Origin of the sequence: Coleofasciculus sp. G2-EDA-02 (genome assembly GCF_040226375.1) — a bacterium.
Classification (GTDB): Bacteria; Cyanobacteriota; Cyanobacteriia; order Cyanobacteriales; family Coleofasciculaceae; genus Coleofasciculus.
The window spans coordinates 1-19,166 of sequence record NZ_JAVKEW010000187.1; the positions used below are offsets into that span (position 1 = coordinate 1).

The following is a 19,166-nucleotide window of genomic DNA, read 5'->3' on the forward strand; positions in this document are numbered from 1 at the left end:
TGACGCTTCGCTGAAGGTTGCCTCCAAATGAGGTCTTACACCCTCTCCACGTCCGTTTATAGTCTCGGAATGCCCTCCCGCGACTTGTATTTACATTACCACAATAGTAGAACGTTATCCGAATTATTTGACTGGCGAATAAATTCGCTACCTAGACGGTTCGCTCGGTTTCATCTCCCAGCTAAAGAGCGTGGGAGCCTTCACCCATCGCTTTTCCGGTAAGAGCCAGTTTGATGTGGGTGTGGGCTCTCGCATTTGCGTTTTCATTTGATGAAACAACCGACATATCTGGGCGCGAATGCGAGAGCCCCTACTAAAACATATACTCTACTTCCACAATTTCTGTATATTCAAACTCATTCGGACTCGGTTTGACTAAATCATAGCGAACCCCTCCTAGTTCCATCCAATCGCGATCGCACGAAGGTTTGGGTGAATTGTAAACTAGGACATATTCTCGACTGATATAAGGTTCCATCTCTTTCGCCACCTCCCCTCGCCATTGAGTCTTGGTGACTAACACGACTAACTGATTAGCTAAAGTAGGCAGGGTTTGAGCAATTTGGCGGCGGTAAATTTCATCTAAACTGCCAAAGGGTGAATCCATGACGATGGGAAATGTGCTACTATCAGGTCCCATCAGCGCCTGTTCATGAATCCAATCCCGCACCCGATCAATAATTCCACCAATAAAAGAAAGGCTAAGAATTTGGTTTTCTCCTGTAGACGCCGCCACGATTTCCTCGTTTCCGGTGGTGGTTTCCACCAAGCTTAATTCATAGTTCTCATTCACTTTAGGGAGATAGGGGGTAAAGGAAATCCCGGCAAAAATTTCCTGAACTCGCTTTTCTAACGACGTGCGAAACTGATTATCTAGTCGGGTTCTGACTTCGATTAACCGTTCAATAGCATCCTGAGTTGCAGCAATCCGTCGCTGCGCCAAGGCTTGTTTGGCTTCATTCATTTTATGCTTAGCAATTTGCTTGATTATGGCTTGGATATCAGTGTTTAGCTGTTCAATTTGCTGCTGACTTGAACCCTTTTCTAAGGTTAAATCGCGAAAGATTGTATCGATTTCATCTAAGCGCTTTTGCAGTTGACTAATATCCTCATCTGGAAACGTGATCAGTTTCTTTCTAATATCATCGAGTTGGGTTTCAATGCGAGAGAGTTCTGCTCGTTCTTGAGATAGAATCATCTGTTGCTGATCAATATCTGTCCAAAATCCGGGGATTTGCCGTTTAATTTCACTAACCTGTACTCCTAAACGAATCGCCGTTTCTTCCACATCAGCTAATCCAGCTTTATCCATCCAAGCTGCAACCTGTTGATAGGCTGAGGTTCCTTCCTGTAATGGGGTACCACAGATACAGCGCTGGCTGTGCAGTAAATCCTGGACAAATTGTTGTTTAATCCCCACCGGAAGTTCACCGCGCGATCGCAACTCTTCGACAATGGAGTGAAAGTCTGTAATCATCTGCGATAGCAACACGGTATAGCCGCGTGTAGATAGGATACGTTTGAGGCTATCTTTTGCCTGTTTGAGCTGTTCTTGATGTAATATTTGCTGCGCTTCGAGTTCATCCCGTAGCTGTTGCAACTCCGTCGCACCACCGAGTTCTAATAAGCGACTACTCAAGGTTTGCTTTAATTCATCCTGGTGGGCTAATTCCTCGTCAATTTCCACTTGTCGATTTGCCAGGTGGTGACTTTTTTGTTCGAGTTGCTTTTGTTCTTTGAGCAGTTTTTGGGTTTCTGAATCGCCAATTAAGGATAATTCAGATTCTAAGCTTTTTCTGGCTTCCTTTAGATGCTTAATTGAACGATTTAACACCTCGACGCCGAGCAACGTCTTCGTCGCTTCAGCAATATCGGCTTTTTTATCAGATCGGACAATTTGCTCGATCCGCTCCCCGTCAAAGAAGAAGTATTGATGTAAACTTGCAGGTAAGATGCGTCCTATGATATCCTCTGGCAGTTGTTGCGGTAGGAGCCAGCGACCATCATCATCAGCAATTTGCAGGTATAGTTCACTTTTACCCTGTTCCACCCCCGCTTCCGTCTTGTAAGCACGGCAGAGTCGCTTTGCCTGATAGCGTTTATTCTGATGCTCAAAACCAATTTCTACCCAACATTCTACCGATTCTTTCAGGGCAGCTTCGTTAATTGCCCGTTTGTTCACCAGTTGTTCTTCAGACGCAAACGCCGCCGTGAATTTCTCGTACAGAACCCAGGTGAAGGCATTTAATAGCGTAGTCTTTCCGGCACCGTTATTCCCATGAATCACCGTCGTATTGCGATCGCCAGTTGCCAGAGTGATTTCTGGTGTCTTCCCGTAAAACTGGCGAAAGTTGCACAGCCGGATTGACCTCAACTTCATTGTACTTCTTCCTTGACAATTCTCAAGATGTCATCATTAATATAGCGGGGGATCTTCATATAAAGCTTATCTTTTTCGGCTTGTAACACTCTCTCAATAATCTGACGTACCTCTGGCGACGCACTGGTAATCGGTTCTTGTACGTCAAATAACGCCCCATGTCGATTATAGGCGGAACGCTTTTCCGATAAAATTCTGGAGATTGCTTGAGTGGCTATGTCTGGATATTTAAAAGTCATCACATCGGGGGTTGACGAAACCTTAAACTACGATTATGTTCATTCTTTATTTGTATTTCTTCATGAAATCTTTAACTTATGTGTTCTATTTACTCCCAGAGGAAAATAATGTAATGTATACTTAATTTAAGCAGGGTGTTTGTTCATGAAGAATCATGCATTTAGTTAAACGATGGTCGCTTTGTTGGCTTTTAAGGAGTAGGATTAAAAGCTGACTTGAGAAGGTTGTTCATGGTCTGTGACGGTTACAGCTCACGGATACATGATTGTCGGTAAGACTAGGTGGTCGTTATTGTTCATCACTTTTCTACCTTGTTTTGATGTCACTCTCTACTATAACAACCTAAGACCTGATGGTGGGTAGGCTAGGTTAGTTATAACCCCATAAAGATTCATCACAATTCTCTGCATACAAACCTATTGAGGCACAGACGATACCCTAATTTTCCAGGGAGTCTATGCCACAACCTCATTGTCCACATTAGTAATGACTGTCAAGACCTCTCATGAAAAAACCAATCGTCGCTCTAGGATTTACCGTCCTTTCCTTCATGTTGCCCGCAGAGGGTTTAGCGGCTACATTCAGCAAACTGTATGTCTTTGGGGATAGTCTCTCAGATCCCGGTAACATTTACAATGCCACAACTGCCGCTAATATTCTACTGCCTGAACAACTTGAAATACCCGTTGAACCTGTGGTTCCCCCCTACGATGAGGAAGGACGTTTTTCTAATGATTTAGTTTGGAGCGATTATTTAGCACAGGATTTGGGAATAAACCTGATACCTTCTACAGAATTATCCGTGCTGTTTCCCGGTTCTGATATCCGTTCTCCCATCACAATCATTAACAATCAACCTCAAGTTAGCCCATTCTTTAATGGTGCAACGGCTACCAACAGTGTAAACTTCGCCTTCGGTGCGGCTCAAACGGGTACTCAAGGGGTGGGTGAGCTTGGTGAACTGATACCAGGAATATTAACTCAGGTTGGGTGGTTTGAAGATGACCTAGCGGTAGCGGGTCAACAAGCCGATGAGGATGCACTCTATATTGTATGGGGAGGTCCTAATGATTATCAGCTTGTAGCTGACCCTGAGCCGATGCAGAGTGTGAAAAATTTAGCCACAGCAGTACAAACGCTGTACGATTTAGGGGGTCGTAATTTCCTTGTACCCAATTTGCCAGATTTAGGCAAAACCCCTCGCGCACTAAGCATGGGTAATCAAATATCCATGGCTCTGACCTCATTATCTCAGACCCATAACATTCTATTAGACGCAAGTCTGGCTAATTTGAGTCAATTGGATAACATCAATATCGTACCGCTGGATGTTTATTCGATGCTGAATAAAACCATCGCCAATCCGGAGAAATTTGGTTTCACCAATATCACCGACTCTTGCATCGAACCCCTCAAGGATGATGGGAAATTAGATGGAACACAAGAGTTTAAAGTCTGTGACAACCCAGACGAGTATTTATTCTGGGATGGGATTCACCCAACCACCGTTGCTCATCGCCAACTCGCTACCGATGCACTCGATGCGCTGGAGTCAGAACCCCAGTCGGTTCCTGAACCCGGTTCATCCGCCGCATTGGGATTTTTGGGACTCGGTTGGTTAGCCCACAATAAATTCAAGAGATCCCAGCAGAAATCTAAGACAGAAGAGGAGAGTTTAACGACTTAATTATTGGGCTTAGTTGGGGCGGGTTTAGTCACATCTGGGTAAACCAGGAACGATAACACAGGACTTACTCACAAACGCCATTTATGGTAGGGGCACGGCACTGCCGTGCCCCTAAAGGTAGCGCCTGTGCCGTCAAGAAAGCGTAAGTCCTATAACAGTAAAACCCGCCCCTACACCCTACCGATTGGGTTAAATCGGATTTAGGGTGATCAACTCTATATGTCCAGCAACCCATACCGTTTTTGAAGTTGCAGCAATTTCAGTCGCGCTTCTCCCGCATTATCAGCTAAGTCAGCAAACTCTAAAAACCGTTTCAACTCTTTTTTCAGTAAATTCCGTTCCACATCTAAGGTTTCTCGCCCTAAATCTGGAGGGAGAACAATCATATCAAATAACGTCGCCCGTTCCTTATCAGGATGGGGACGCAAAATCCGCCCCCGTCGTTGAATAAACTGGCGGGGATTCCCACTACTGGCAAGAATAACCGCCGTTTGAATCGCCGGAATATCTACCCCTTCATCAAGACAGCGAATCGCCACCAATCCTTGTAATTTCCCGGTTTCAAATTGACGACGCAATTCCTCTCGTTCCGCTAACGGTGTGTCTGCTGTATAGGTATTAATCCGATATCCAAGTTCAATTCCTAATAACCGGGTTACGGCGGCTAATTGACGAGTGGTTTCCTGACTTACACTCCCTTCAACTGAACCATCTCCACAATAAAATAAGGTGTGATAAGTTTCTAACCGTTGTGCCATTAACTCTCGCAATGCGGTTAACTTATTAGCGGCTGACCCAATTAAACGGGCGCGTTGCATTAACAGGGCGGTTACAGTATCATTATTCTGGATGTCGCTATCTTGATTATTCATTAGCGCCCAGCCAATGCGTTTAGTAAACTTGGCATAGGCGATGGATTCGGTTTCGGTTAATTCCACTAATATCGGATAATAGAGATAGTTAACTAATGCCCCTTGGCGAATCGCATCGGCTAGAGTTAGTTCAGGTTGCAAGAGCGAGCCAAAATAGTTGAATAAGCCTTGGGTTCCTTCTTCATCAAAATAGCGTTCTGGTGTAGCTGATAGGGCAAGACGTAAGCCAATGTTGCGTGGTAAACTTTCTTCTAAGCGTCGAGAGCCTAAGTTATGGGCTTCATCACCGACAATTAAGGTTTTCGGGGGCAGGTATTTGAGTTGAGATTGTAACCCCTCTGTGATCAATGTGGCGTTGGTGGTGATAATCGTCAGAAAGGATTGATTACCTGATTGTAAGTTATAAAGGGCACAAGAGAGTTGATTTTGCCAATGGTGTACATTTTCAAACGCCAGAATCGGTTCTAGATTAAAATTTTGACATTCTCGTGCCCATTGGGTAACTAGATGACGATAGGGACAAACAACCAGTAAGACTTGTAAGCCAATTTGGTGATAGAGTTGGGTTGCGATCGCGAGTGCGGTAATTGTCTTGCCACTCCCTGTTGCCATCTTCAGGATACCGCGTCCCTGATTGCTAAACCAGTTGGTTACCGCTTGTTGCTGATAGGAACGCAGGTGCAGTGATGGGGGTATTTGGGGACAGCCTGGTGATATCATTTCCGGTTTTTGTTCAAGACGCGCCATGGCGCGTCTCTACAACGTTCCAACCCGTTCCCCGATAGCCAAAACTAAATAATTCCGGATGCAGAATTTCTGCCAAAATTTCTAAGGAATCAACTAATCGGGGTCCTGGACGATTAAAATAGGCATTCCCATCAGTAATATACACTCTCTTATTCCGTACCGCCTGTAACTCTGACCATTCTGGACGCTGGCTTAACTGCTGGGTTTCTTTACGGGTGCGCTCTAAATCAAAACCACAGGGCATAATAATTATAACCTGGGGGTCTGTTTTCAGTAGTGCATCCCATTCTAAATAGGGTGAATGCTTACCCAAGGCGGCAAATAAATGATGACCCCCCGCTATATCAACTAATTCGGGAATCCAGTTTCCACTCGCCATTAATGGATCAGTCCATTCTATCGCGGCGACTGTGGGTTGATCGGCTAGGGATAGGTTCTGTGTCTTTTGCTGAATCGCCTCCACACGAGACTGGAGTTGACTGAGTAAGGGTTGCGCGTCTACGCCTAATGTAGCCGCTACTCGTTCAATATCTGCCCAAACCTCGCTAAGTTGATTCGGTTGTAAGGAAATTACTTTCGGCTGACTATGGGTGAGTTGAGCAACTGCTTTCTCCACCTCTGGAAAATTTACCGCACAGACATCACATTGATCTTGAGTCACAATGTGGGTGGGTTGTAACTGTTCCAGGATATCGGTTTTAATTTGGTATATGCTCAGGGCGTCCTTGACTAAGCGACGCACATCCCGGTCAATTTGGGCGCTGGGTTTTTCTGCCTCCAGTCGCGCTTCGGTACAAACTGGGCGGTTCTGGATTTCGGGAGGATAGTCGCATTCGTGCGATCGCCCAACAATTGCATCGGTTAAGCCTAAGGCGGCGACTATTTCGGTGGCGCTGGGGAGTAGGGAGACTATTTTTAGATCAGAGGTTGGCATGATGGAGTGAAGATTATATTTTTTCAACGCAGAGGTACGCAGAGGGGTACGCAGAGGGGCGCAGAGGATTTGAGCGGTTTTGAGGGAAGGTTTTGTCGAATTCGAGAAATGATAAGTTATCTCCTGACAAGTTTGATTTAGGGGGTAAAAGCACTCACTCGAAATTCATGACGTTGGATTTGTTAATCTAACCGGATTTTTGTGTTAAAACTTGTACTATTATCCGATGCCAAAGTTTAGGTGATTTAGTTCTAATATGAAAGCATTACTTGTCTATCCCCTTTTTCCCAAGACATTCTGGTCTTATGAAAAAATATTAGAATTAGTCGATCGCAAAGTTTTACTTCCTCCGTTAGGGTTGGTCACTGTTGCGGCTATTTTACCACAGACGTGGGAGTTTAAACTGGTTGATCGCAATATCCGAGCCGTCACTGAAGCGGAATGGGAATGGGCGGATATTGTGATTCTCTCGGCGATGATTGTGCAAAAAGGGGATTTACTGGCGCAAATCCGGGAAGCTAAACGGCGAGGGAAACGGGTGGCTTGTGGGGGTCCTTTCCCTACCTCTGTTCCCGATGAGGTGCAGGAGGCGGGGACTGATTATCTGATCTTAGATGAAGGCGAAATTACATTACCTCTGTTTGTTGAGGCGATTCAACGGGGAGACGAGACAGGAATCTTCCGCGCTAATGGGGAAAAACCGAATGTGACAACCACGCCAATTCCTCGGTTTGATTTATTGGAATTTGACGCCTATGATTCAATGTCGGTGCAATTCTCGCGGGGTTGTCCGTTTCAATGTGAATTTTGCGATATTATTGTCCTCTATGGACGCAAGCCCCGGACGAAAACACCCGCCCAGTTATTGGCAGAATTAGACTATCTCTATGAACTGGGATGGCGGCGGGGTGTGTTTATGGTTGATGATAATTTCATTGGCAATAAGCGGAATGTCAAGTTATTGCTGAAAGACTTAAAAGTTTGGCAAGAAGCACACCAGTATCCTTTCCGATTTAATACCGAAGCCTCCATTGATTTGGCGGAAGACCCCGAACTCATACAATTAATGGTCGAGTGCTATTTTGATGCTGTCTTTCTGGGCATTGAAACACCGGATGAGGATAGTTTACAGTTGACCAAAAAATTCCAAAATACCCGCAGTTCACTGGCTGAATCCGTGGATATTATTACTGAGGCGGGATTGCGCGTGATTGCTGGCTTTATTGTCGGCTTTGATGGCGAGAAATCTGGTGCCGGTTCGCGGATTGTCCGATTTGCAGAACAGACGGGAATTCCCACGACAACCTTTGCCATGTTGCAAGCCTTACCCAATACAGCATTGTGGCATCGATTGGATAAGGAGGGACGACTCCGGGGGAAAGATGGCAATATTAACCAGACGACTTTAATGAATTTTATCCCCACGCGACCTTTAGAAGAAATTGCAAGGGAATATGTCGAGGCGTTTTGGCAATTATATGAGCCAGAGCAGTATTTAGATCGGGTGTATCGGTATTTTCTTAAACTGGGAGAACCGAAGTGTAAACCCCCGTTTAAATTGCCGAGTTGGGTGGATTTAAAGGCAGTGGCGATTGTCTGTTGGCGACAGGGAGTGAAACGGAAAACACGCTGGAAGTTTTGGCATCATTTGTTTAGTATGATTCGGCGGAATCCGGCGGTTTGGGAGCATTATTTAATTGTTTGCGCTCACAACGAGCATTTTATGGAATATCGTCATATTGTTAGGGAGCAGATTGAGGGACAGTTGGCGGAGTTTTTAGCACAGCAGGAAAAGTCGAAAGCCTCTACAGAGAATCGGAAAAATCCGGTGATTGTATAGTAAACAATTACCCATAGCCTCTACTTGTAGTGGCATGACACAGCTAAAATTGTGGAATAGATTTTACTGATTTCTGGGCGCACGTCGGTGCGCCCTACACTACTCCATCTAATTAGGTGTTCAATAGTGTTTTTGGTGTAATGTTTGAATGAGACTCGATAGTTAATGAAGTGAGACATCAGGTATGCTGGTTGAGTTCAGTCTAGAAAATTATCGTTCATTTAAAGAACGGCAAACCTTAAGTATGGTGGCTTCGGAAGATGAAGCGATGCTCAGTAGTAATAGTTTCCCTATGCCGAAGACGAAGGATCTACACTTACTCACCAGTGCTGTAATCTATGGTGCGAATGCATCTGGCAAGAGTAATTTACTGCGAGCCATGCAGATATTACAGAATATTGTAGTTAGTTCAGCCTCTCGAATGCAAAAGGGTGATAAGTTTGATGTTCAACCCTTTTTGTTGAATGCTGAATCCAAAAAACAGCCCACTGGCTTTGAAGTTATTTTTATACATGATAAAATTCGTTATGAATATGGAGTGAGTTTAGACGAAAACAGAGTTTATGAAGAATGGCTACTTGCCTATCCCAAAAAACGTGCCCAGACTTGGTTCTCTCGTACTTATAAGCCAGATAATCCAGACTTCCAGGCAGATGATGGCTATGAATGGTCGTTTGGCGCGGGATTAAAAGGAGAAAAAGAACGAATTAAAAATTTTGTGCGTTCCAATTCGTTATTCCTCTCTCATGCTGCACAAAATAACCACCCTCAGTTAACAAAGTTATTTGATTGGTTTGAAGAAAACTTAAATATGATCAGCCCACTAATTAGCCCATATTTTTCTGGGTTATACACTGCTGATAGATGTGAAGAATACAAAGAGTTTTGCCAAAAAGTCGTTAACCTTCTGATTCAAGCCGATCTTGATATATCAGATATAAAAATAGAGATGCGCCTTTTTCCTTTAGCATTTGAGGGAAAAAAAGCTATAAATAACACCCCATTTTCTTATTGGGAACAATTCAAAGACATGGAAATTCCCGATATTAAAATTATCCATAGAACCATGGATTATGAACAAATAGTAACACTTAACTTAGAGGACGAATCTGAAGGCACTAAACGTTTATTTGAACTTGCTGAACCTTGGCTGAACGTTCTTAAAGATGGAGAGATTTTAATGATTGATGAACTGGATAGAAGCCTACATCCAGTTTTATCGACAGAACTAGCTAAAATGTTTAACAATCCTGACATCAATAAAAACCAGGCTCAATTGATATTCACGACTCATGATACGAGTCTTCTTGATGGAGAAATTTTTCGTCCAGATCAGATATGGTTTACGGAAAAAGATAAAAGTATGACTAAGCTCTACTCCTTACATGACTTTAAGCCTTGTGAGGATGAATCCCTACAAAAAGGTTATCTAAAAGGTCGATATGGAGCCATTCCATTTATCGGTGGACTCAATATTTAAGGTATGCCAAAGAAACGAGGAAAAACTGAGCAAGAACTAAAGCGAGAGAAATCGTCTAGGCAACCGAGGAAGTTTATTCTCATTGTTGTTGAAGGGGAAGAGACAGAATACAATTATTTTTCTGAGTTAAAACAGGATTTAAAATTGCCGACAACTAATATAAAGGTGGTTTCCGGTTCTGGTGGATCTTGCATCGATATCGTGAAAAATACTATTAAGCTCTGTGAAGCAAATCAGAAAGATAACCAGAAGGACGGTAAGCCAAAATATGATGAAATTTTTTGTCTCTTTGATGGGGATAGACCAGAATATCAAAAAGCTATAAATGATGCTCATAACTATGCACTCTACAAAATCAAGCCGATTCTGTCTGTTCCCTGTTTTGAGTTTTGGTTTTTACTCCATTACCGTTATACAAGTAGTCCCTTTGAAAATTGCCAACAACTGATCAAGCCGTTAAACAAAGAATTTAAGAAAGTTGGCATTGAAGATTATGATAAAAGTAAATCAGGTTACTACGGTTTACTGAAACCACAACTCGATCAAGCTATTGCGAATGCTAAAAAATTAGAGGGTGCTGCTTGTACTAACCCATTAACACAAGTACATGATATAGTCATTTACCTGCAAGCACAGAAAAATTTTAGCGGTTAACTTCTTCTCAAATTCCCAATGACTGTTTTCTATGTTCATCTTTTACTCTACAATTTTTATGAACTAAGCCGTATTGGGTTAACAACAGATTTGACGTATGAGCCAAACCTTACAAGAGATGCAGCGTAGTGCAGGAGCAACGTTTGAGCCAGTTGCCCAGGTGCAAGTACCAACCAGTTTCGGTAATGATGCAGCCGCTATACAAGCAGCGCGTCAAGGGGTGGCTTTAGTTGACTTATCCCATTGGGGACTGCTGAAAATCTCTGATGACGATAGACTGCGCTTTTTGCATAACCAAAGTACCAATGATTTCCAGAAACTGAAACCAGGACAAGGTTGTGATACGGTTTTTGTTACCTCAACTGCCCGTACTATTGATCTGGTAACCGCTTACGTTACTGAAGATGCGGTATTACTTTTAGTATCTCCCAATCGGTGTCAACAGTTACTAGAATGGCTGGATCGCTATATCTTTCCTATGGATCGGGTGGAATTGGGAGATATCTCGAATGAGACTGCTATTTTTAGCCTAATCGGACCCGAAAGTGATACCCTTTTGACCAAGCTAGGTGTCCAGTTGCCGATTGGTGAGGGATATGCCAGTCATCAACATCTAAACCTAAATGATATAGATGTGCGAATTGCTAGAGGAAGTGGTTTGGCACTCCCTGGATATACCTTAATTGTCCCCACCAGCGATGGGGCAAAGCTATGGCAAACCTTAACTACAGCCGATGCTACACCAATGGGCGATCGCGTATGGCAGCAGTTGCGAATTGAACAAGGGCGCCCACTTCCCGATTACGAACTGACAGAGGATTATAATCCCCTAGAAGCTGGGTTGTGGAGTACGATTTCCTTTAATAAAGGATGTTATATCGGTCAAGAAACGATCGCGCGGTTAAATACTTACAAGGGTGTCAAGCAGCAGTTGCGGGGAGTGCGTTTACCAGCACCTGTGGAACCGGGAACCGTAATCACCGTGGATGGGGAAAAAGTAGGCAAGTTAACCAGTTGTACTCAAACGGAACAAGGTTGCTTGGGTTTAGCCTATATCCGCACCAAAGCCGGAGGCGTTGGGCTTCAGGTTCAGGTGGGAGAGGTTGACGGTGAAGTTGTAGATGTTCCCTTTTTAACCCACGAGTACCATGGAAATCAGTAGGGGCGGGTTTAGCCTTTAATTGTTGTATCCTACCGATAACCTTTCAACAAAACCCGCCCTTGTTTGATTCGCCAGAACTACCACCATTGGACTGTTGCCACATTCTCCTATACAAAGGACAAAATATTAAGCTTTATTACGGCGAATTGTTAAGCTGTATTTCAAATTGAGCCGCGATCGCACCTAAGTGATGAAATCAGCCAGACGTCCGTGATACCATGCCATCCGTACCTCGAAAACGATTGGGAGAAAACATGCCTGCACTAAGGGTTGCAGTTGTTGGTTCAGGACCTGCTGGCTCGTCTGCCGCAGAGACTCTAGCAAAAGCCGGAATCGAAACCTACTTGTTTGAGCGCAAGCTAGACAATGCTAAACCCTGTGGCGGAGCCATTCCGCTCTGTATGGTTAGTGAATTTGACCTGCCACCTGAGATTATCGATCGGCGAGTCAGAAAGATGAAAATGATCTCGCCATCGAATATAGAGGTGGATATCAACCTGATAAAAGAAGACGAATATATTGGCATGTGCCGCCGCGAAGTCCTAGATGGCTTCATGCGGAACCGCGCTGCCAAGTTGGGTGCAAATTTAATTAATGGCACTGTTCATAAACTCGATATTCCCACAAGTAATACAGAACCCTATACCCTTCACTACGCCGACCATTCCGATGGGAGTCTCAGTGGCGTACAAAAAACCCTGAAAGTAGACCTGGTGATTGGTGCTGATGGCGCTAATTCCCGCGTGGCTAAGGCAATTGACGCCGGGGACTACAATTATGCGATCGCGTTCCAAGAGCGGATTCGCCTACCAGGGGACAGGATGAACTACTACGAAGACCTGGCAGAAATGTATGTGGGTAACGACGTTTCTCCTGACTTCTACGCTTGGGTCTTCCCCAAATACGACCACGTTGCCGTTGGCACGGGTACGATGAAGGTTAACCAAGCCAAAATTAAAAAGCTACAGGCGGGGATTCGCGCTCGTGCAGCCAAGAAACTCCTCGGTGGTGAAATTATCAAAGTAGAAGCACACCCAATTCCAGAGCATCCCAGACCTCGGCGAGTTGTTGGTCGGGTGGCGTTAGTTGGAGACGCAGCGGGAACAGTAACGAAATCTTCCGGTGAAGGGATTTACTTTGCCGCCAAATCAGCGCGGATGTGCGCCGAAACCATTGTCGAAACCTCCAATGGTGGAACTCGCATTCCCACGGAAGATGACCTCAAGCTTTATCTCAAGCGTTGGGATAAAAAATATGGCATCACCTATAAGGTGCTGGATATTCTGCAAACCGTCTTCTATCGCTCCGATGCGACTCGTGAAGCATTTGTGGAGATGTGTTCAGATCTAGATGTGCAGCGACTCACATTTGACAGTTACTTGTACAAAACGGTTGTACCTGCTAATCCTTTAGTGCAGCTCAAAATTACTGCCAAAACCATTGGTAGTCTGTTGCGCGGAAACGCTTTAGCACCGTAATCATTCCTCTTGTCATAACCCCAAGGGCGGCGGGAACGTGCATTCGCTTTTAGGATGCTCTCCTAGCCGCCCCCATTGTAAATGTCAGATGACCTTAAATATTAAGTTCTGATAAAGCTAATCGAGATATCTATAAAGTTTTTATAAAGTTGACCGATTTTTATTGTCAACCAGCTAATTAAGGGCTTACTATAAAAGTGCTGGTAAATTCAACGAACTTATTCAACCAGCGAATTCTATACAGAAGCACTAACTGAACTCTCTATCTAATCCTAAATCTATTCCTTGGGAGTCCCCTCTTTTCTAGTAAAAGGGGGGATTCTTGGTTGTGGCTTTCTTTATTGACAGGGGGTTCAGCAGAGGGCAACCCGACAGTTGAGTTGAGTGGAGTTTTTAATGAGTGCCAGGGGGCTTCCCTACATGAGGAATCAAGTCTACAGAATTATAGCACTACGCACACACCTTAGGACATGTAGAACACTAAACATTGAGGTTAGGACAATAAAATTGAGTGAAAAGGCTTTCATGCAAGAGGCTTTTATACAAGAGCGAAATGTCCTGACGTATCCCCGTAGTGCTATACAGGAGGTTACTTAAGGGGATTTGGTATAATTTACTGAGATGGCAAACATTCGTCTAACCAACGTTCCAAATCCTCCAAACGATTCAAATCTAAAATATCCTCGGTTAAATTTTCCAAATATTCTAAAGGTAAGCTTTCAACTTGGGTGTTTATTGCCACCGGAAGTTCTCCAAAACGCTTTTTAAGTAAACGCATAACTAGAGCGATCGCTTCTTGAAAACGTCCTTTTGCTTCCCCTTGTTCTGCCGCATAAGTTATCCGTCCTTTCTCATCTTGCAACATGATCCCCCGCCGCTCCACGACTTCTAACTCTTCTACTGTCATTTTGGCTTGGTTAGCAATATTTAAAGCCAGTTCTATCTCAGACACGTCTCCCAAACTATCAGGAATATTATCTAGACTAGCCGCTTCTTTTAGAAAGTAAATCCACTTATCGCTTAAACTGGTTAACTCTGACAATGTTTTATTGAATTTCGGTAGCTCGACGAAGATTAGCTGCAATTCTGGATCAGGATATTCAAAGTTTTTGTTTTTTTCCTGAAAAACAAATTGATTGATCACATCTGGAGTATTGTTAAACAGGATAAAATCCGTAATTGTTACGGCGATTACCGGATTGAGGATCAGGTAATTTTCCCCAATTCCTAACTGATTACTATAAGCTTTGCTCAGGTTGTAAACGATCCGTTTGCTAAAAGCTGTCACCCTCGCTATTTGCATTTCAATAATAACAACAGAGCCGTTCGCTAAAACAGCTTTTATGTCTAAATAAGTATCTTTTAAAGTCATTGCCTGACCCGGATTGTAAGGATTGGCAATTGTCAAGGATTGAATGATTTTGTCTCCATTATAAATAATGGCATTGAGGAAACTGATTAAAACTTCTTTGCTTTGTTCTGAACCGAATATTTTTTTAAAGGCATAATCGACCTTGGGGCTGATAAATTTCATAGTTTTATCCCTGTTAAGCCTGAAGTTAAAGGAGCGCTAGTAATCTTATTTTAGTAGTAAACAAGCGTCGTGGCTTTTCTATTGGGTTGTGGTTATCCTGATGCTATTTAAAAACAATAGGGAACCTGGCGCGTGGGTAGGGGCTGGTTTCACTATTATCTTTTTGGTTGCACAAGGGATGTGACTCGCGCCCGCTCCGCCTTTCTCCGGTGAAGGATCTCAACACCATTGGTTTTTAGAGCATAGGTATATTTATATTGCAACCATAGATTTTAAGCTATGCCAGTGGTTGCCGATCGCGGCGAGTGTAATCACTGCCACAAAAATTAATCTTTATTTACAACCATCTTGCCGAAGGAAAGCCAAACCCGCGATCGCAGGTTCTCTGACTGACGCAAATCCAGGGAGTTTGGGGATCAGGGCGTCTCAGGCTTAGGGGATGCGATCGCGTCAAACCCCATCTATATACCCCATTTCCCGTCAGCGTTGAGCTGGAGTCAGGTTGCTAAAGTGAGCCAGCTTAGTCAGCCTTGAACTCAATTACCCATATTTTTTGCTTTTGTTCACATTTATATAAATAAATTACACAAAACTAGAATAATTTGCTTAAAATGGCTTCAGAGTCACTCTGAACCCATAAAAGCATTTAGACATTGATGGGCGTCATTAGATGAACACTTAAACCCCATCCCATCCCCACACCCCCTTTCCTTTCCAGAGGAGTTATGTCAATAATGCGATTAGCAGGCGGTAAGCAACGGCTGGCGACTCAGCCCAAGCCCAGATGTCAGCTCATTTAATAGCTACGACAACATTCCAGTTTTGATCCAAACGATAGGAGACGACGAAGCGTGAAACTCTCAGTTTATGGAAAAGGCGGTATTGGTAAGTCCACAACAAGCTGTAATATCTCCGTAGCTTTAGCCAGACGCGGCAAAAAGGTGTTGCAAATTGGCTGTGATCCGAAACATGACAGCACCTTTACCCTGACAGGCTTTCTCATTCCCACGATTATCGATACGCTTCAGGAAAAGGATTATCACTACGAAGACGTTTGGCCCGAAGACGTGATCTATAAAGGCTATGGTGGCGTTGATTGCGTCGAAGCGGGTGGACCCCCAGCCGGTGCAGGTTGCGGTGGCTATGTTGTCGGTGAGACGGTGAAGCTACTCAAAGAACTCAACGCCTTTGACGAGTACGATGTAATTCTGTTTGATGTTCTCGGTGACGTAGTTTGTGGGGGATTCGCTGCGCCTCTGAACTATTCCGACTACTGCATGATCGTTACCGATAACGGCTTTGATGCGTTATTTGCGGCGAATCGAATTGCGGCTTCCGTGCGTGAAAAAGCCCGTACCCACCCCTTGCGCCTAGCTGGACTCATCGGGAATCGTACCTCGAAGCGGGATCTGATCGATAAGTATATTGAAGCCGTACCCATTCCCGTGTTGGAAATTCTGCCTTTAATTGAAGATATTCGCATCTCTCGGGTTAAGGGGAAAACCATTTTTGAAATGGCAGAAACTGATCCGTCTCTGACACCTGTGTGTGATTACTATCTCAATATTGCCGATCAAGTATTGGCACGTCCAGAAGGAGTCATTCCCAACGACTCCCCCGATCGCGAGTTGTTCTCCTTACTGTCTGACTTCTACCTGAATCCCCCACAACCCAAGGTAACATCAGAGGAAGAAGAACTTGACCTGATGATGGTTTAATGTCATTGGTCATTAGTCATTGGTCATTAGTCTTATGTGGTTAGGTTTGTAGGGGTGAAGCATTTGGGGGACTATCTGTTGTCACTGTCACATCAATGCTTCTTCCCAAATGCTTCACCCAAACCCGAGAACCAAAAAATAAGGAACAGTTACGAAAGACAAATGACAATTTTAATAAACGAAGAGAGGAGAATTAATTATGACAGCGCTTCAATCCCCCCAATCCCTAGAATTTGAATGCGAAACTGGAAATTACCATACATTTTGCCCGATTAGCTGTGTGGCTTGGCTATATCAGAAGATTGAAGATAGCTTCTTCTTAGTGATTGGGACTAAAACCTGTGGCTATTTCCTGCAAAATGCCATGGGGGTGATGATTTTTGCTGAACCCCGTTATGCGATGGCGGAATTAGAAGAAGGAGATATTTCCGCCCAACTGAATGACTACGAAGAACTCAAGCGGTTATGTTTACAGATTAAGCGCGATCGCAACCCTAGTGTAATTGTTTGGATTGGCACTTGCACCACCGAAATCATTAAGATGGATTTGGAAGGCTTAGCGCCGAAGTTAGAAGCGGAGCTTGGGATTCCCATTGTTACAGCGCGGGCAAATGGGTTGGACTATGCGTTCACTCAAGGGGAAGATACAGTCCTCGCGGCGATGGCTCACAAATGTCCTAGTAAAGCACCAAAGGTAGAAGCCGAAAAAGAAGAACGGAATGCGATTTCCAAACTGCTCAACTTTGGACGCCAGAAAGAAGAGGTAGCGGCTGAAGAATCGGAGTATGTGGATCATCCTCCCCTGGTATTATTTGGATCGTTACCTGACCCCGTGGTGACAAATCTTACCCTAGAACTGAAGAAGCAAGGAATTAAAGTTTCTGGTTGGTTACCCGCGAAGCGCTACACTGAACTCCCCGTAATTGAAGAAGGGTATTATGTTTCTGGTGTCAACCCCTTCTTAAGTCGCACCGCCACAACCTTAATGCGTCGCCGCAAGTGTAAATTAATCGGCGCACCGTTCCCCATTGGTCCGGATGGAACTCGCGCCTGGATTGAGAAGATTTGTTCGGTGTTTGGAATTGAACCGAAAGGGTTAGACGAACGGGAAGCGAATATTTGGGAAAACCTGGAAGAATATGTCAAGTTAATACGCGGTAAGTCGGTTTTCTTCATGGGGGATAACTTATTGGAAATTTCCCTGGCTCGTTTCTTAATTCGCTGCGGGATGACTTGTCCAGAAATTGGCATTCCCTATATGGATAAGCGTTATCAAAAGGCGGAATTGGATCTGCTGGAGAAAACCTGTCAGGAGATGGGAGTACCGACACCGAAGATTATCGAGAAACCGGATAACTACAATCAAATTCAGCGAATTTATGAGTTGAAACCGGACTTGGTAATCACGGGAATGGCACATGCGAATCCCTTAGAAGCGCGAGGAATTAATACCAAGTGGTCCGTTGAGTTTACATTTGCTCAGATTCACGGCTTTACCAATGCGCGGGATATTCTGGAGTTAGCAACTCGTCCCCTGCGTCGCAATAACAGCCTCAAGGATTTGGGTTGGGATAAGTTGGTGAAAGAAGAAGCGAAGGTTTGATCTCTCCTCCTTTGAGATCTCTCCAACCCCCCGGATTCCGGGGGGCTTATTTGTAAAAGTTAGAGGGTGCAATTTGGACTTTAGACTAAATTTCGGGGTTTTCAGGAAACCCACTCAAAAGCAATGAAGACTTGAAACCCAAAGTACCAATATGGGACGCTTTTTAGAACCGCCACCGCTTGTGAATGGAATATCTGCCACCCAAAACTCACCGGGTTGGATAGTCGTCATAGAGTCCCTCGTCTTCTGGGGCGTAACCGTTTAAAAAAGCATCATGCTGACGGATGACTACTTGTGTCTTCTCTTCTTCTGTAAATGGTTCAATAGTAATTAACCAACACCCCGCGCCAATGCTTTCAACTAAAGAGTCTGGAAGAGTCAATTGCTCTCCTGCTTGGAGTTCAATTTCATACGTTAGTTTAATCAATTTACTAAGCATACTATTTATTTTTACTCGGTTGACTAATCCCCTGTATCTCCAACGGGTAAACCTGATGATTCTAGATAATACTATAGCGTTTCCCGGTCTGGTGATCTACTGTGCCAAGGGCGCAAGGATGGTGCCCCTAAAGTTGGGTGTACCTCATTGGCTTGGGAACTGCTATATTGCGTAAAGTGGGAAGGGAGTAACTAAATCGGTGCGATCGCGTCAGGGAAAATTTAGTCCGCCTGTCAATAGGAACCAATGATTTTGTCGTAAAAAAACAGTCTACCCTGTCTTTATGGATAACTAATTCCTAAACTTATGCTAAGATATTACGGATTTATTAATCCAAAGTAGTATATAAACAAAGAACTTGATAAAGTTATACATTAATTTAAACTATCAACAGAGTT

14 protein-coding genes and 1 pseudogene are annotated in these 19,166 nt (G+C 44.0%); 8 read left to right on the top strand and 7 right to left on the bottom strand.

Annotated elements, in window-relative coordinates; translation table 11 throughout:
- Positions 1 to 313 precede the first annotated feature (313 nt).
- Both RLO19_RS22160 and RLO19_RS22165 read right to left on the bottom strand, forming a co-directional pair.
- Entirely contained in the window at positions 314 to 2,380 is a 2,067-nt protein-coding gene (locus RLO19_RS22160; protein WP_446359583.1) for an AAA family ATPase, read from the bottom strand.
- Complete coding sequence (locus tag RLO19_RS22165) at positions 2,377 to 2,619, bottom strand: hypothetical protein (protein ID WP_446359584.1); 243 nt, start codon at positions 2,617 to 2,619, stop codon at positions 2,377 to 2,379. Before RLO19_RS22165 ends, RLO19_RS22160 begins: the two co-directional genes overlap by 4 nt.
- 506 nt (positions 2,620 to 3,125) lie before the next feature.
- Here RLO19_RS22165 and RLO19_RS22170 point away from each other — a divergent pair.
- Positions 3,126 to 4,307, top strand: a complete 1,182-nt coding sequence (locus RLO19_RS22170; protein ID WP_446359585.1) for an SGNH/GDSL hydrolase family protein — start codon at positions 3,126 to 3,128, stop codon at positions 4,305 to 4,307.
- A 215-nt stretch (positions 4,308 to 4,522) separates the two neighbouring features.
- On the opposite strand, the gene RLO19_RS22175 is transcribed toward RLO19_RS22170, so the two are convergent.
- Complete coding sequence (locus RLO19_RS22175; protein WP_446359586.1) at positions 4,523 to 5,926, bottom strand: DNA phosphorothioation system restriction enzyme; 1,404 nt, start codon at positions 5,924 to 5,926, stop codon at positions 4,523 to 4,525.
- Positions 5,913 to 6,860 (bottom strand): cobalamin-binding protein, encoded by a 948-nt coding sequence (locus RLO19_RS22180; protein ID WP_446359587.1) that lies wholly within the window; start codon positions 6,858 to 6,860, stop codon positions 5,913 to 5,915. The genes RLO19_RS22175 and RLO19_RS22180 overlap by 14 nt, the downstream gene beginning before the upstream one ends.
- A gap of 256 nt (positions 6,861 to 7,116) precedes the next feature.
- Here RLO19_RS22180 and RLO19_RS22185 point away from each other — a divergent pair, with 256 nt between their 5' ends.
- From RLO19_RS22185 to chlP, 5 genes are all read left to right on the top strand, one after another.
- Positions 7,117 to 8,700, top strand: coding sequence for a B12-binding domain-containing radical SAM protein (locus tag RLO19_RS22185; RefSeq protein ID WP_446359588.1), 1,584 nt, complete (start codon positions 7,117 to 7,119; stop codon positions 8,698 to 8,700).
- Between the two features lie 184 nt (positions 8,701 to 8,884).
- Positions 8,885 to 10,180, top strand: coding sequence for an AAA family ATPase (locus RLO19_RS22190; protein WP_446359589.1), 1,296 nt, complete (start codon positions 8,885 to 8,887; stop codon positions 10,178 to 10,180).
- A gap of 3 nt (positions 10,181 to 10,183) precedes the next feature.
- On the top strand, positions 10,184 to 10,834 hold the full coding sequence (locus RLO19_RS22195; RefSeq protein ID WP_446359590.1) for an RloB family protein: 651 nt from the start codon (positions 10,184 to 10,186) through the stop codon (positions 10,832 to 10,834).
- Between the two features lie 97 nt (positions 10,835 to 10,931).
- Positions 10,932 to 11,996 carry a CAF17-like 4Fe-4S cluster assembly/insertion protein YgfZ gene (ygfZ, locus tag RLO19_RS22200; RefSeq protein WP_446359591.1) on the top strand — a complete coding sequence of 355 codons (1,065 nt, stop codon included), beginning with the start codon at positions 10,932 to 10,934 and terminating at the stop codon, positions 11,994 to 11,996.
- A gap of 254 nt (positions 11,997 to 12,250) precedes the next feature.
- Positions 12,251 to 13,474: a geranylgeranyl reductase gene (chlP, locus tag RLO19_RS22205; RefSeq protein WP_446359592.1), complete on the top strand. Its 1,224-nt coding sequence runs from the start codon at positions 12,251 to 12,253 to the stop codon at positions 13,472 to 13,474.
- A 613-nt stretch (positions 13,475 to 14,087) separates the two neighbouring features.
- On the opposite strand, the gene RLO19_RS22210 is transcribed toward chlP, so the two are convergent.
- Complete coding sequence (locus RLO19_RS22210) at positions 14,088 to 15,008, bottom strand: Rpn family recombination-promoting nuclease/putative transposase (protein WP_446359593.1); 921 nt, start codon at positions 15,006 to 15,008, stop codon at positions 14,088 to 14,090.
- Between the two features lie 851 nt (positions 15,009 to 15,859).
- On the opposite strand from RLO19_RS22210, the gene bchL reads away from it, so the two are divergent.
- Entirely contained in the window at positions 15,860 to 16,726 is an 867-nt protein-coding gene (bchL, locus tag RLO19_RS22215) for a ferredoxin:protochlorophyllide reductase (ATP-dependent) iron-sulfur ATP-binding protein (RefSeq protein WP_446334843.1), read from the top strand.
- Between the two features lie 199 nt (positions 16,727 to 16,925).
- Positions 16,926 to 18,329, top strand: a complete 1,404-nt coding sequence (locus RLO19_RS22220; RefSeq protein WP_446359594.1) for a ferredoxin:protochlorophyllide reductase (ATP-dependent) subunit N — start codon at positions 16,926 to 16,928, stop codon at positions 18,327 to 18,329.
- Between the two features lie 135 nt (positions 18,330 to 18,464).
- Here RLO19_RS22220 and RLO19_RS22225 read toward each other — a convergent pair.
- Together RLO19_RS22225 and RLO19_RS22230 are read right to left on the bottom strand one after the other, a co-directional pair.
- Positions 18,465 to 18,560: pseudogene (locus RLO19_RS22225) on the bottom strand (type II toxin-antitoxin system PemK/MazF family toxin); the annotation flags it as partial.
- A complete protein-coding gene (locus RLO19_RS22230; protein ID WP_446359595.1) occupies positions 18,538 to 18,768 on the bottom strand; it encodes a hypothetical protein in 231 nt (76 codons plus the stop codon). The pseudogene RLO19_RS22225 and the gene RLO19_RS22230, both read right to left, overlap by 23 nt.
- Positions 18,769 to 19,166 lie beyond the last annotated feature (398 nt).

What these genes read in the sequence shown, in the direction of transcription:
- RLO19_RS22160 (WP_446359583.1), bottom strand. Translation starts at nt 2,380, where the DNA reads ATGAAGTTGAGGTCAATCCGGCTGTGCAACTTTCGCCAGTTTTACGGG.
- RLO19_RS22165 (WP_446359584.1), bottom strand. Translation starts at nt 2,619, where the DNA reads ATGACTTTTAAATATCCAGACATAGCCACTCAAGCAATCTCCAGAATT.
- RLO19_RS22170 (WP_446359585.1), top strand. Translation starts at nt 3,126, where the DNA reads ATGAAAAAACCAATCGTCGCTCTAGGATTTACCGTCCTTTCCTTCATG.
- RLO19_RS22175 (WP_446359586.1), bottom strand. Translation starts at nt 5,926, where the DNA reads ATGGCGCGTCTTGAACAAAAACCGGAAATGATATCACCAGGCTGTCCC.
- RLO19_RS22180 (WP_446359587.1), bottom strand. Translation starts at nt 6,860, where the DNA reads ATGCCAACCTCTGATCTAAAAATAGTCTCCCTACTCCCCAGCGCCACC.
- RLO19_RS22185 (WP_446359588.1), top strand. Translation starts at nt 7,117, where the DNA reads ATGAAAGCATTACTTGTCTATCCCCTTTTTCCCAAGACATTCTGGTCT.
- RLO19_RS22190 (WP_446359589.1), top strand. Translation starts at nt 8,885, where the DNA reads ATGCTGGTTGAGTTCAGTCTAGAAAATTATCGTTCATTTAAAGAACGG.
- RLO19_RS22195 (WP_446359590.1), top strand. Translation starts at nt 10,184, where the DNA reads ATGCCAAAGAAACGAGGAAAAACTGAGCAAGAACTAAAGCGAGAGAAA.
- ygfZ (WP_446359591.1), top strand. Translation starts at nt 10,932, where the DNA reads ATGAGCCAAACCTTACAAGAGATGCAGCGTAGTGCAGGAGCAACGTTT.
- chlP (WP_446359592.1), top strand. Translation starts at nt 12,251, where the DNA reads ATGCCTGCACTAAGGGTTGCAGTTGTTGGTTCAGGACCTGCTGGCTCG.
- RLO19_RS22210 (WP_446359593.1), bottom strand. Translation starts at nt 15,008, where the DNA reads ATGAAATTTATCAGCCCCAAGGTCGATTATGCCTTTAAAAAAATATTC.
- RLO19_RS22220 (WP_446359594.1), top strand. Translation starts at nt 16,926, where the DNA reads ATGACAGCGCTTCAATCCCCCCAATCCCTAGAATTTGAATGCGAAACT.
- RLO19_RS22230 (WP_446359595.1), bottom strand. Translation starts at nt 18,768, where the DNA reads ATGCTTAGTAAATTGATTAAACTAACGTATGAAATTGAACTCCAAGCA.